The sequence below is a fragment of the Gemella massiliensis genome, from assembly GCF_900120125.1.
Taxonomy (GTDB): Bacteria; Bacillota; Bacilli; order Staphylococcales; family Gemellaceae; genus Gemella; species Gemella massiliensis.
Map to the genome: position 1 here is coordinate 21,135 of NZ_LT635544.1, position 12,556 is coordinate 33,690.

Here is a 12,556-nt window from a genome sequence, read left to right on the forward strand (position 1 = left end):
TAAATTTATTAGATTAATTCTATTATATAGTGTTTATTGCCACAAAGCAATATATTTAAAAAGAATTAGTATCAATTTCTTAGTGTAGAGTTTTATATTAACTGTTTAACATTTTTTATAAGTTGTCGTTACTCTTATTAAAATTGTTTTAAAAATTATTTACGATTTAAAGGGATACTAAATTAATTTAAAAACATCGTTTAAATTTTCAGCCATTGCAGGATGGGTAAATACTTGGTTTTTAATATAGGTATAAGGAATATTATTATCCATTGCCAGTTTAATAAGGTTAATTATTTCCTCAGAGTTTTTACTAAATAATGTAGCACCTAGGATTAAATTTGTATCTTTGTCAACAATTACTTTGTAAATTCCACGTTGATCTTGATTAACTGCACCGCGCGGCATATTTGCTACATGTAGACTGGCAACGGCGATATTTTTATACAATTTGCGTGCTTGATTTTCATTAAGACCTACACGTGATAAGGTAGGGGTAATGAATACTGAGTAAGGTATATTTTCACGATTTAGACGTGTATATTCTTTATTACCATGTAGATAATTATTTACTATTCTAAAATCATCCAGTGATACATAAGTAAACTGTAAGCCGCCATTTACATCGCCAACAGCAAAAATATTTTCTACATTAGTGCGACAAAATTCATCAACTACAATAGAGCCGTTAGCCGCTAGTTTGATGTCGGTATTTTCTAAGCCTAAATCTTCGGTGTTAGCACGGCGTCCGGTCGCATGAAGTAGGGCATCAAATTCCAAGTTTCCATATTTTTCAGTATCAACAATTACTTTATTACCGTTGTTGCGAATTTCTTTAGTAGCAGTTCCAAGTTTAAATTCTACCCCTTGTTCTTTGAGATATTTTTGAGCAAGTATTGAAATATCAGTATCTTCACGACCTAAAACAGTCGGTGAAAAGTCTATAAGTGTCACTTTAACACCTAATTTAGAATAAAGATTGGAAAATTCTAAACCAATGTTACCTCCACCTAAAATTCCTAATGTTTTCGGAGGTGTTTTTAACTTTTGAAGTTCGGTACTATCATAAACATTTTTAGATGTTGTTAAACCGGGAATATTCAAAGTATTATTTTTAGCACCGGTATTAATAACGATAACTTCACCTTCCAGTTGTTTAGTTTCGCCGTTTTCGAAAATTTCTATCACTTTATTGGAGATAAATTTTGCTTTTGCAGTATAAATATCAATATTAGGATTATTATTTAACATTGCAAAGTTTTTAGCGTTTAATTTTGAAACGACTTTGTCACGTGTAGCTTTTGCTTCGGCATAACTTTTTTTATTTTCAGCTGCGACAATTAAAGTTTTTGTCGGAATACAGCCGATATTAATACAAGTTCCTCCATACATTTTACTATTTTCTTCAACAACGGCTACTTTTTTTCCTTCTTTTGCTAATGTGGTTGCTAAGGTCTTTCCGGCTTTCCCAAAGCCGATTACTAATAAATCATATTTTACCATAATTAACTCCTTAAAATTTTAATAATTTATTTCAAATAACTTTTATAAAATATAATACACTCTTTTACCGAACGGTACAACTTTTTTGCTTAGAGTTTAATTCAAAATTAGAAGTTATTTTTGTAAAACATATCTTTTTGCTGTAATAAAATTAAAGTGTAAATTTATTGAAAAAATATATACAAAAAAAAAGACCAAGTGTAACTTAGTCTTTTCGGTAATACTTAATTATTTTACATCTAGAACTTGTCTGCCTTTATACATACCGGTTTTTTTATCAACACGGTGACCCATTACATAGTTACCGCTTGTTTTATCGATAGAAATTGATGGTGCAGATAGTTTTTTATGAGTTCTTCTTTTTCTTTTAGCTGTTTTTGATGTTCTTCTAAAAGGAACTGCCATAGTTAATTTCCTCCAATTATTATAAAAATCACATACTTACTGTTCTTTAAATAATCCGTTAAGTGCAGCAAATGGAGATTCTTTTTTTTTCGCAAGATCCACTAAAGTATCTTCAGAAAGCAGTTTCCAATCTTTGCCGGAAACCAACTCCATTTGTTCATCAGCTGATGAGGTAATCGGAATATTTAAAATTATAAGTTCATGTACTAAAGGTTTCAAATCAATATACATATCCATAAGATTTACATCAATTATGTCATTTCCAATTAATGATTTATCAATGTACTCTTCTTTTTCAAGAATTTCAAACGGCAATTCAACACTATTTAGTGTTCTACCGGAAATCATTTCGAAAACTCCAATAATTTTTAAATCGGCGTATATTTTATCTTTACCGCCTCTAGTTAAAGTTCCACTAACAATAACATCTTTAATATTTTTTAAAGAGGCATTATAGTGATTTACGTTAATATTAATTTTCTCTTCAAAAGTAAAAGTATTACTATTATTTTTGAATAAAGAAGATCTTAACCATTTCATTAAATATCACCCCATAAACACAATATTTATTATATATCTTTTAAAATTAGCTGTCAAGTTTTTTTATTGAACCTAAGTAATAAAAAACCTCACTTTAATAATTAAAAGTGAGGTTCGGGTTTATTTATGAATATCCTAAATTTAATTTAACCTAATAACAAGAATAAGTAATGTGCAACTATCCCTGCTGCTATACCACCGATTGTATGTGAAACAATCGCTTTTGATGACAGTTTTCTTACACCTAAGGCATCCATCATTCCTATATGAGTGCTTAAATATCCACTCCAACACATTCCCATCGCTGTGAAAACAGCAATATCATTAGGTCCAATAAGTCCTCCTTTAAGAAATTCGGGTACTAATGATATTGCGCCACCAACAGCACCTAATGCTGTGATTGGGAACGCTATTGCTTCTGCTGATTTGAAACCGAATAACGGTTCTAAAATAAATGTTAATTTTTCTCCTAACCAAGGTAAGAAACCAACACCTTCATAAGCAGCACCGGTATATCCGTTAGCCGGCATTTTAAAAGTTAGCATCATAACAAATGTACAAACTATTAAAACACCCGGTATTATAGCCATACCCATTTCTACACCGGTTTTACCTCCTTCTAAAATGGTATCCAGTACACGTTGGAACATATTACCGTCACGAATAATTCGGACTTTATTAGGGTCTTCTTCACCATCTTTAACTTCAATCGCAGGTTCGTAAGCCTTATCACCAAAAAATTTTTTCGTTTGTCTTAACATTAAACGAACACTAATAATACTACCGATAATAGCTCCTACATTACCGATTAGTGCGGCTTTAACAAAACCTGTACCTTGTCCCATCATAAACATAGTAACAATAAGCCCCATACCAAAAGCGGTTCCTAAATTACATAATGCCGGAACTTGATACTTTTTGAAAAATGATATAAAACGAGTATCTTTAGCGAAAGGGATAATAGCCGGATTATCTGATAAATAAGTCGCAACTGCTCCTGTTACACTCGCACCGGGCATTCCCCAAAGTGGTTTCATAAGTGGTGCGAAAATTTTATTAATAAGTGCTATTGCACCAAATTCTGATAATAATGCACTGATAGCCCCAGCAATGACCGCCATCGCCATTATGAAAAATACTGTATTAAGTAGCAAGTCGTGGGCGGTTGCCATCATTGTTTTAAACATTAAAGGAGTTCCCATCTTACGTGCCATAAGTCCGAAGATTAATAAAAACACGATAAGAAAAACAAATGTTTCAATACTGATTGCCTTTTTTACAATACTTTTACTCTTTTTTTTCCTGTCTGCATCCATATAAATCAACCTTTCTTTAATTATTTAATTTTTAAAAACTATTGTTTATTGCTAAGTTTATATTAACTTTTGTTATACTACAACTCTGTACTTATATTATATCACAATAAAATATTTTTTCAACTACCCTCTAGTGTTCTCTTAAATCAACACCTTAATATTTTATGATTTTAATTTCTTTATTTTTATAATTTTTGTGAAAAAAACTTATCATAACTTGAAAATAATATAAAAAAAATTTATCCATAACTTAAAGTTATTCTATTTAAGAGATAATTAGTAATTGCTTAAGGGTAATTTCGCCCTAGTACAGTATTTAATACAGTTTTAAACAGCTGTATCTTTTCGTTAATTGAAATTTTTTGTCTTTGTCCAAAAAACATTGACCATCTATCTTCAACACTTAAATTTTTTTTGTAATATTAATGAAAAGAAAAATTTAAAAATACCTCTTAATCATTGTACTCTTATTTTTATAATATATATTACATTACTTAAAAATAATTTCTATAATTTTTAGTATCATATTTTATAATAAAATTTGCTAACTGAGAGATACATTCAACTAAAATTTTTAAAATTATGTGAGATTTTGTAGTGGGGTTAACTTTTATCTAAGTTTTAATAATTTTCTTAATCTAAAAAATATAAAACCAATTCAAAACTTGTATTTTCATTATAAATTGATTTTATCAAGTTATTACATACAGTCCACTAAATTTTGAAAAATCTTTATAATAATTTCAAACTATTATAAAGACTGAACAATTCTTTTGTTTTTGAATATTGTAACAAAATAGACCAAGTTAAATGAAAACCTTAGAAAAAAGCAGAAAAACTAACCGGTATAGTTAATTTTTCTGCTTTTTTTAAAATTTGTATATTTTATTGTTTAATAGCTAATGATTAAATATAGCTTTTTGTAGTTAAATAATTTCCACTTCTTTTTTATACTGCTCTTTAATATTTTCGTCCAGTATGTTATCAGTTATTATCGCTGTTAAGTCTTTTAAGCGATAAAAAGAATAGAAAGCATGAGTGGAAAATTTACTGTGGTCTGCCAAAACATAGCGTTCAGTCGCATTGTTTAGTATAGTGTCATTGCAACGCCCTTCTTCTTCGTCGGAAATTGTAACTTTTTCCAAATCAATACCGTTCACTCCTACAAATGCTTTGTTGACACTTATTTTGCTGAGGGCATCTTGTGTAAAATAACCTACAAAACCTTTTGTTTTGGGGCGATACCTTCCGCCAATAAAAATCAAATCACATGAATTATTATCTTTAAATTGCTCAAAAACTGTAATGGAGTTGGTTACTATGTTAATGCTTTTATCTTGTAAAAACTCCGCTAAGTAACTCGTTGTACTCCCTGCCCCTATAAAAATTGTTTCATTATTTTTTATAATATCCGCTACTTTTTTAGCAATTTGTTTTTTTTCTTCAACATTTATCAGAATTTTTTTGTTGTAGTTATCTTCCTGATAAAAATTTTTGGGTTTTAATTTTGCTCCACCGTGGATACGAGTTAAATGACCATAATCTTCCAGTTCTTGTAAATCACGCCTTATAGTCATCTCCGTAACCTTCATATCATAAGCGAGTTTACTGACTCTGACTAAGTGTTTTTTCTTTAATTCTTCCAGTATATAAGCATGTCTATCCATTTTCATCATATAACACCTCTAAAGAATTATTTTTGGGATATTTCCACAACCCTTGTCTGCAATAATTTATCGTGCAATAATGTAATATCGGCTTGTTTTTCAAATAATTTTTTATATAAACCATGTGCTAAAATAACGGGTACGCATATCCAACCTAGTACAATTTTAATTAAAAATTCTCTTATAATATATTTTGAAAATTCTACTTTTTGGTTATTTGTCGGAACCATACGAATTTTTAGTAATTTTTTCCCAATAGTTTGCCCTTGCCATTTGTTTGGTAAATAACCGAACAACAGTAAAGCGTAGACAACAATCGCCAACATCATATACATTGCATTTCTTTCATTTTCAGCCCCACCTGCTTGGCGTAAATTTAATGTTGTAAAATGAAATAACGCTGCTATCGGCACGTAAGTTAATAAATCTATTGCATAAGCGATAACTCTTTTTCCACTTTTAGCATTTTCGTTTACTATATCCGGAAAATTTTTTACTAAAGATCTTGTTGCTTCTGTGGAAAAAGTCGGCTTTACATTTCTATCATTATAGCTGTATGAACTATTTTTCTTTATTTTTTTTACCATCGCTAACCTCTAATCCAAGTTAACATTGTGGTATACTTGTTGAACATCGTCACAGTCATCAAGCATATCCAACATGCGTTCAAATTTTACCCTGTCTTCTTCGGTTAATGTTACTTCATTTTGTGGAATCATAGAAATTTCAGCTACTTCAAATTCTTCTATTCCGGCAGATTTTAATGCTTCTTGAATTTCGTGGAAGTTTTCAGGCTCTCCGTAAACGAGTGCCAATCCTTCTTCTTCAACGATATCACGTGCATCAATATCCGCTTCCATCAAGATTTCTAACAATTCATCAGCACTTTTATCTGCGACACCGATAACAGCCGTATTGTCAAACATATAATTCACAGAACCAGTCACACCCAAATTACCGCCATTTTTTCCTAAAGCTGTACGAACTTCCGCCGCAGTACGATTAACATTATTGGTAAGCGTATCAATAATAATCATTGTCCCGCTTATGCCAAATCCTTCATAACGCAGTTCATCGTAGTTTTCCTCACTGCCGCCTTTAGCCTTTTCTATAGCTCGGTCAATAATGTTTTTAGGAACACGATAAGTTTTAGCACGCTCCAAAACAACTTTTAAGTTTCTGTTGCTTTCGGGATCCGGCTCACCACTTTTTGCGGCTTGGTAAATCTCCCTTCCGAACTTCGCATAAATTTTACTGGTATTCGCATCCTTTGCCGCTTTTTTTTCCTTAATGTTATTCCATTTACGACCCATAATAATTCTCTCTTTCTATTATTTTAAATTTTCTTAGTAGATTATAGTTTTTTTATAATCACATTGTATTTTATCTTATAAACATTCTCAAACATCATCGTTAAATAAAAATTTCATACTAAACAACACTAAAAATATTAAATCTAATATTGATGTAAAACAATGTTATATACCTCTCTATATTACAATATTTATTATAGTTTTTCAACACTTTAATTATTGTTTATTTGAACAAAATCGCAACCCTAAACTAAATTTTAAAATTTATAATCTTTTTATTTAAAGTATTGTAATAATCTTTTTTATGTCAGCCTTTAAAAATTTATCTTTTTATTAAATTCTAATTTAATAGATTGTCCCCTTTGTTAGTATTGCTTGCTTGTTGTATTTTATGATATAATTAAATAGCCATATTATATATTAATAGGGGGCGTTATGTCTTATACAAGAGATTATATTTTAGAAAAAATTTTAGAAAAATTACCTAAAATTAAAATTTATGAACGTAAGTTGAAGGAAAAAAGTATTTTTATTTTAGATTATAATGGGCATAAGGCTAAGGTTGATATTGATAATTTTGTTAAACGATTAAATAATGATAAAACAAAAATTAGTGATAAAAAATTTGAAGAGTTTCTTTATCATCTTGAGCAGAATTTTATCTCTCAAAACAAAATTACTCAAAATGAATTAGTCAAAGAAGATAGTTTTAAAAAAATATATCCCGTTATCAGATCTACCGGTTTTAATAAAGATAATAAGGTAGATTTGATTAAATTCAGTCATACCAATGAAACGGCTATATACTTAGCTTATGATTTTGATACAGGATATAAATTATTAGACAAAGACATACTGAAACAGCTAAATACAAATAAAAAAACCTTACTGGAAATTGCAGAAAGTAATTTGGAGAAATTACCGTTAAAATTCAATACGGACATTGTAGCAGGCAATACATTTTATTTTTTAAATGCTAAAGACGGTTATGACGGCGCCAGAATTCTTGATAAAAAAGTTCTTAATTATTTTTATGATAAAATTGGCGGTGAATATTATTTGGGATTGCCTCATCAGGATGTTCTCGTTATAGCTGACATAAAAAATAAAAAAGGGTTGGAGATTTTGCAAAAAATGATGATTCATTTTTTTACCGAAGGGTTGGTTCCTATTACAACAATTACTTTTAAATATGACGGCAGCAATATCGAAAGTTTGTTTATATTTATAGAATAAAAGAAATAATTTAGGAGATTGTGTTATGTTATTTTTTTACAATAAAAAAATGTTAGGTGAAACGCTATTAATCACTATTAAAAATGAAGACAGAGTTACTTTTGAAAATAAAAAGAATATTACACTGATTAGAGATAAGGATAATATCCTTGTCGGTTTAAATATTTTTAACGTTGAAAATTTAAAATTATCCGGAGAAGGAAGTATTGATCTTACTGACGAACAAAAAGAAAAACTTCAAGCTAGCCTTGAAAAAAACGGTATTAAAATTGATTCGGAAGGAAATAATGATGATTATTTTGTCGTTGGAGAGGTTCTTACAAAAGAAAAACATCCCGACGCCGATAAATTATCAGTAACTACGGTAAAAGTTTCAGATACTGAAGTATTGCAAATTGTCTGTGGTGCACCTAATGTTGATGTGGGACAAAAAGTTGTAGTTTCCCTAATCGGTGCTATGTTACCGAGCGGATTATTGATTAAAAAATCTAAACTTCGTGGTGTCGAATCTGACGGTATGCTTTGTTCTCGTAGGGAATTGGGACTTTCTTATGAAGAAGGGGTAAAAGGTATCTTAATTTTGGATAAAAATACGGAAGTAGGAACTCGTTTTAAGGACTTAAATCTAAAATAAAACTGTAGATAAGGAGGAGCAATATTATGGTAAACTGGAAAAAATGGTTTTCAGAAGAAGATGAAGACACTGTTTTTGAAGAAAAAAAGGTAAAAGAGGATAACGAATTTGATATAGAGTTTGCTGATGACGAGGGAGAAATTTTTTCTAAAAATTACGATACATCATCTGACAAAGACGCCGGTGAAGATGATCTTTATTTAGAAGATTATGAAGTTTTAGAAGATAATGAAGATGGCCATATTCGTGCTGAGAAGAAAGTCGGTTTTTTTGATAAATTAAAAAATCTATTCAGTACAAAAGATCAGGTCGGTTATGATGATGAAGATGAAACTTTACTAGAAGAATTTGACGATATTAAAAAAGACGAAAAGACGGAAGATTATAAAACTTATTTAGAACGTCAGAAAAAAGAAACTACGCAATCGGATAATGATATACAGACCGAAGAAGATGACGTTCAAGAACAAGGCGGCTTTTTAAACAGTTTGAAAAAGTTAAAGGATAAACTTTTTGCTGTTTCTGATAAAGATATTGAAAAAGAAGAGTTGGATACTATCCTTGATGATTTTGAAGAAGAAAATAATAAAGCGAAAGATGTAGAACAGGAAACTTTCGAAGAAGAATTTGAAACAGTCCAAAAAGACGTTGATAATAGCGAAGTAATACCGGAACATTTCAATGAATCTGAAAAAACAGATACTCAAAATTTAAACTCGACATTGAGAAAACTTGGAGTTGATGATGTTGAAATAAAAGATGTTGATATTTTTGCTGATAAAACTGAAAGAAGAACACATCCTACACTTGCAGCTGTGAGAACTAAACGACTTAAACAAGATCATCAAATGGATAATTTAAGTAACGATTTGATTCTTGAAAAAGACAGCAAAGAGTTTAAAGAAAATATCACCCCTAAAATAACAAATACCGTTGAAGACAGCTATTCTGAACAAATAAAACGTAATTCTAAACATCAGGAAGAACGCAATCAACTGAACTCGGATTTTAATACAATTGCCAGAAAAGAAGACAGAGTTACTTCGGACATACCTTTAACAAAAAAAGAAGACGATAAGTTGGAGAAAATCTTCTCCGATATTAAAGAAAAAGAAGAAAAAACAAAAGAAAAACTGGTAGAAGATATTGACGTAAGAGAGTTGGAATCTATAGAAGATCGTCGTGAAAAATTAAAATATACAAGTGTTGATGATGTATTGGAAGGCTCAGAGGATTTGTTTGAAGATGATATTGATCGTACCAGCAAAAAAACTATTGGTGAAAATTTTGAAAAAGAAAATCAGCTGCCTACTGAAGATGTAATGAATTTTAGAAAAGATGTTTACCAAAAAAATGAAGAAGAACCGGAAAAAACTGAACTGGATAATTTAATTATTAGTGAAAACATAGATTTGGCTAATAAGAAAACAAAAACTCTTTCAGAAATTGAAAAATTAAATTCTAATTTAGCAGAATTGAAAAAAGAAAATACGGTTGAAGTAAGTGATACTAAAAAACAAATTTCAGATGAAGAACTTATTCAAAGGGCTGCTCATATAGAAGATATTGAAATCGAAGATTATGATGAAATAAAAAATTCTTCTAAAGATATTTTAGCGGATTATAGCGATTATCATTTGGACGAAGATGAAATAAAAGAACTTCAAAAACAAAATAAAATTGAAACTTACGCCGATGATATGGATATTGACAGTCTAACACGTGAAGTGGCACCGAGTGTGAAGAGTGTTAATCTAAACAACGATATTGATAAATTTGTTGAGGAAAAAACAATGCCGGCGAAAGTAAAAGTTTCTACAGCTGAACAAACCGAAACGGTAGAACAAACCGAGGATAAGGAAAATAAAGAGGAGGATATTGAACGTGGTATTGAATATACCGAAAAACTTTACAGTAATGAAGTGGATGATTATTTTAAAAAATCTAAAGGTTATACTTTAGGGGAATATAAAACTGTAGATAGAGGCTATAGACCTGTTAGTAAGGAAAAAATCGAAAATAATCAAAAAATACTGGAGGCTATTTTTGAAAAATGTTCTTCTAATAATCTGACACCTTCAAAAAAATCGGTGACCGCTACAATAATGGAAACAAATACTATTACTCCTAAGGCTCCGGTAGGAAAATTTAAACCTACACCTGTCTATTCTTCTGTGTATGGATCAGGTCCTAGAAATATTGTTAATAGTAATTCTACCAAAAAAACGACAAAATCCAAATTATCTCAAAAAAAAGAAGAAAAATCAAAATTAACGGATGCGAATCTTTATAAAGAAATTGCTTCTCAAGAAGAAACTGTTTGGAATATCGGATCAGCAAAGCGTGTTCCAAAAAATAAAGTAAAAAACAAAAAAACAAAAAAATAACTTTTCCAATTTTAAGTGATTGACCTGAAAACCGGGAATCTAATGAATTGTACGGATACGACTTAAAAATCAATTTCTAATGAAATTACGATTTTTAAGTCGTTTCTTTTTTTATTTTTGAGAATTTTTTATTTTTAGTACGATATATATAATGTCAGAGGCCAAAGACACAAAATATATTTTAAATAAAAGGAGATTTTAAAAATGAAAACACTTAAAAAAACTTTGCACCTTAACTATTCAGTTCCAAAAGGTGAGAAAACTGTTCAAAAAAGTTACAACTTTGAAGCAAATACAAATATTGAAGATTCAGTGCTTAAAGAAGTAGGGGATGAACTTTCTAAATTAGTTGAAAAAAATATTGAGAATGTATCGCTTACTACCACTGCACTAATATAATATAAAGGAGATTTATTATGGAAAAAACATTAATTTTAGATTTTATTACTGAAGACAAAAAAAGTTATCGTGTAAATATTAATCACCCTAAAGATAATTTGAATAAAGCTGCTGTTGAACCTGTAGCACAAAAAATTATTGACAGCAAAGTGTTTAATAGCGATAAACGTGTTCTTACTTCTTTAAAAAAAGTTGCTTATGTAACTCGTGAAGAAGCGGTCTTAGAGTAGTAGGGAGGTTGGTGTGGCAAACGTCACACCTTTTTTATTATGGATATATTAAATTTTATTAATACTGTCGGTTTTCCGATTTTTGTTGCTGTATTTTTCTTGGTTAAGCTTGATAAAACTTTACAAAATATTGGCAACAATGTCGATGAACTCACTAATATTATTAAAGAAAAATTGCTTTCTAAGGGGGAATAAGTATGGCAACAAAAGAAGAAATGATTAATTGGGCGAAAGATTGCGTTTATCGTTGGATTGATATTGACGGTTATTATGGAGCGCAATGTGTTGATTTAACTATGGCTTATACTAAAATATTCGGTGGATACCAAATGTACGGTAATGCCCTTGATTATTTAAAAAATCCTATTCCTAAAAATTGGATAAGGTACTCTGCAAAAGAAGAAAAAATTGCTGCCGGAGATATTGCTATTTGGCAATGGAGTGCTAATGATATTTTTGGGCACGTCGGTATTGTAATTTCTGTCAATAATAACCTTATAACCTCAGTTGAACAAAATGTTGACGGCACGCCGGAACGTGGCGGAGTTGCTAGAATTAAAACTCGAGATAATGCTCATTTGGTAGGTTTTATACGCCCGTTTTATGACGAAAGTCGTAACTGGGAATTAAAAAGAAAATGGAAAATTTACTGTTCTTGTTACTTCTATTAATGTTCGGGTTAAACCCAGCGTTACAGCAAAAATAGTAGATAATTATTCGCAAGGAGAAATTATTTATTATGACAACTATGTTATTAATGAAGGATTTATCTGGATTAGTTATATTTCTTTTGGCGGAGAACGTCATTATGTAGCAACCGGAACACATGATGGAAACAAATGTACCAGTAGCTGGGGTGAATTTAAAGAACAATAAAAATTAGTGGAATTTTTTGAAAACAGCTAATTTGATAACGTAAAAACCAA

The 12,556-nt window shown here is 30.1% G+C and carries 15 protein-coding genes; 8 read left to right on the forward strand and 7 right to left on the reverse strand.

The features are described from left to right. Nucleotides 1-177: 177 nt before the first annotated feature. From BQ7358_RS00145 to BQ7358_RS00175, 7 genes are all read right to left on the reverse strand, one after another. Nucleotides 178-1,503 carry an FAD-containing oxidoreductase gene (locus BQ7358_RS00145; protein ID WP_062172107.1) on the reverse strand — a complete coding sequence of 442 codons (1,326 nt, stop codon included), beginning with the start codon at nucleotides 1,501-1,503 and terminating at the stop codon, nucleotides 178-180. A 228-nt stretch (nucleotides 1,504-1,731) separates the two neighbouring features. Further along, nucleotides 1,732-1,908, reverse strand: coding sequence for a 50S ribosomal protein L32 (rpmF, locus tag BQ7358_RS00150; protein WP_021753442.1), 177 nt, complete (start codon nucleotides 1,906-1,908; stop codon nucleotides 1,732-1,734). Nucleotides 1,909-1,944: 36 nt separating this feature from the next. Beyond that, a complete protein-coding gene (locus BQ7358_RS00155) occupies nucleotides 1,945-2,448 on the reverse strand; it encodes a YceD family protein (protein WP_062172108.1) in 504 nt (167 codons plus the stop codon). Nucleotides 2,449-2,594: 146 nt separating this feature from the next. After that, nucleotides 2,595-3,764 carry a CD0519/CD1768 family membrane protein gene (locus BQ7358_RS00160; RefSeq protein ID WP_062172110.1) on the reverse strand — a complete coding sequence of 390 codons (1,170 nt, stop codon included), beginning with the start codon at nucleotides 3,762-3,764 and terminating at the stop codon, nucleotides 2,595-2,597. 926 nt (nucleotides 3,765-4,690) lie between these two features. Beyond that, nucleotides 4,691-5,437: a DeoR/GlpR family DNA-binding transcription regulator gene (locus BQ7358_RS00165; RefSeq protein ID WP_062172112.1), complete on the reverse strand. Its 747-nt coding sequence runs from the start codon at nucleotides 5,435-5,437 to the stop codon at nucleotides 4,691-4,693. A 20-nt stretch (nucleotides 5,438-5,457) separates the two neighbouring features. Beyond that, on the reverse strand, nucleotides 5,458-6,018 hold the full coding sequence (locus BQ7358_RS00170) for an RDD family protein (protein ID WP_062172114.1): 561 nt from the start codon (nucleotides 6,016-6,018) through the stop codon (nucleotides 5,458-5,460). A gap of 9 nt (nucleotides 6,019-6,027) precedes the next feature. After that, nucleotides 6,028-6,744, reverse strand: a complete 717-nt coding sequence (locus BQ7358_RS00175; protein WP_021753449.1) for a YebC/PmpR family DNA-binding transcriptional regulator — start codon at nucleotides 6,742-6,744, stop codon at nucleotides 6,028-6,030. Nucleotides 6,745-7,179: 435 nt separating this feature from the next. Here BQ7358_RS00175 and BQ7358_RS00180 point away from each other — a divergent pair, with 435 nt between their 5' ends. The 8 genes from BQ7358_RS00180 (at nucleotide 7,180) to BQ7358_RS08825 (ending at nucleotide 12,506) form a co-directional block, all read left to right on the forward strand. Continuing rightward, nucleotides 7,180-7,980 (forward strand): DUF1444 family protein, encoded by an 801-nt coding sequence (locus tag BQ7358_RS00180; RefSeq protein WP_062172116.1) that lies wholly within the window; start codon nucleotides 7,180-7,182, stop codon nucleotides 7,978-7,980. A 25-nt stretch (nucleotides 7,981-8,005) separates the two neighbouring features. Next, nucleotides 8,006-8,614, forward strand: a complete 609-nt coding sequence (gene ytpR, locus BQ7358_RS00185) for a YtpR family tRNA-binding protein (protein ID WP_062172118.1) — start codon at nucleotides 8,006-8,008, stop codon at nucleotides 8,612-8,614. A gap of 26 nt (nucleotides 8,615-8,640) precedes the next feature. Then, the gene (locus BQ7358_RS00190; protein ID WP_072520085.1) at nucleotides 8,641-11,001 is read left to right on the forward strand and encodes a V-type ATP synthase subunit I domain-containing protein; all 2,361 of its coding nucleotides are present in this window, start codon (nucleotides 8,641-8,643) and stop codon (nucleotides 10,999-11,001) included. Nucleotides 11,002-11,205: 204 nt separating this feature from the next. Beyond that, nucleotides 11,206-11,400, forward strand: a complete 195-nt coding sequence (locus BQ7358_RS00195) for a hypothetical protein (RefSeq protein ID WP_062172122.1) — start codon at nucleotides 11,206-11,208, stop codon at nucleotides 11,398-11,400. Between the two features lie 17 nt (nucleotides 11,401-11,417). Continuing rightward, complete coding sequence (locus BQ7358_RS00200; protein WP_062172124.1) at nucleotides 11,418-11,630, forward strand: DUF2922 domain-containing protein; 213 nt, start codon at nucleotides 11,418-11,420, stop codon at nucleotides 11,628-11,630. A gap of 39 nt (nucleotides 11,631-11,669) precedes the next feature. Then, nucleotides 11,670-11,825, forward strand: coding sequence for a YvrJ family protein (locus BQ7358_RS09240; protein WP_082729109.1), 156 nt, complete (start codon nucleotides 11,670-11,672; stop codon nucleotides 11,823-11,825). 2 nt (nucleotides 11,826-11,827) lie between these two features. Continuing rightward, the gene (locus BQ7358_RS00210; protein ID WP_234971545.1) at nucleotides 11,828-12,301 is read left to right on the forward strand and encodes a CHAP domain-containing protein; all 474 of its coding nucleotides are present in this window, start codon (nucleotides 11,828-11,830) and stop codon (nucleotides 12,299-12,301) included. After that, nucleotides 12,297-12,506 (forward strand): SH3 domain-containing protein, encoded by a 210-nt coding sequence (locus tag BQ7358_RS08825; RefSeq protein ID WP_234971560.1) that lies wholly within the window; start codon nucleotides 12,297-12,299, stop codon nucleotides 12,504-12,506. Before BQ7358_RS00210 ends, BQ7358_RS08825 begins: the two co-directional genes overlap by 5 nt. Nucleotides 12,507-12,556 lie beyond the last annotated feature (50 nt).

Bases quoted from the DNA above. Each gene is read 5' to 3' on its own strand.
- BQ7358_RS00145 (WP_062172107.1), bottom strand. From the start codon at position 1,503: ATGGTAAAATATGATTTATTAGTAATCGGCTTTGGGAAAGCCGGAAAG.
- rpmF (WP_021753442.1), bottom strand. From the start codon at position 1,908: ATGGCAGTTCCTTTTAGAAGAACATCAAAAACAGCTAAAAGAAAAAGA.
- BQ7358_RS00155 (WP_062172108.1), bottom strand. From the start codon at position 2,448: ATGAAATGGTTAAGATCTTCTTTATTCAAAAATAATAGTAATACTTTT.
- BQ7358_RS00160 (WP_062172110.1), bottom strand. From the start codon at position 3,764: ATGGATGCAGACAGGAAAAAAAAGAGTAAAAGTATTGTAAAAAAGGCA.
- BQ7358_RS00165 (WP_062172112.1), bottom strand. From the start codon at position 5,437: ATGAAAATGGATAGACATGCTTATATACTGGAAGAATTAAAGAAAAAA.
- BQ7358_RS00170 (WP_062172114.1), bottom strand. From the start codon at position 6,018: ATGGTAAAAAAAATAAAGAAAAATAGTTCATACAGCTATAATGATAGA.
- BQ7358_RS00175 (WP_021753449.1), bottom strand. From the start codon at position 6,744: ATGGGTCGTAAATGGAATAACATTAAGGAAAAAAAAGCGGCAAAGGAT.
- BQ7358_RS00180 (WP_062172116.1), top strand. From the start codon at position 7,180: ATGTCTTATACAAGAGATTATATTTTAGAAAAAATTTTAGAAAAATTA.
- ytpR (WP_062172118.1), top strand. From the start codon at position 8,006: ATGTTATTTTTTTACAATAAAAAAATGTTAGGTGAAACGCTATTAATC.
- BQ7358_RS00190 (WP_072520085.1), top strand. From the start codon at position 8,641: ATGGTAAACTGGAAAAAATGGTTTTCAGAAGAAGATGAAGACACTGTT.
- BQ7358_RS00195 (WP_062172122.1), top strand. From the start codon at position 11,206: ATGAAAACACTTAAAAAAACTTTGCACCTTAACTATTCAGTTCCAAAA.
- BQ7358_RS00200 (WP_062172124.1), top strand. From the start codon at position 11,418: ATGGAAAAAACATTAATTTTAGATTTTATTACTGAAGACAAAAAAAGT.
- BQ7358_RS09240 (WP_082729109.1), top strand. From the start codon at position 11,670: ATGGATATATTAAATTTTATTAATACTGTCGGTTTTCCGATTTTTGTT.
- BQ7358_RS00210 (WP_234971545.1), top strand. From the start codon at position 11,828: ATGGCAACAAAAGAAGAAATGATTAATTGGGCGAAAGATTGCGTTTAT.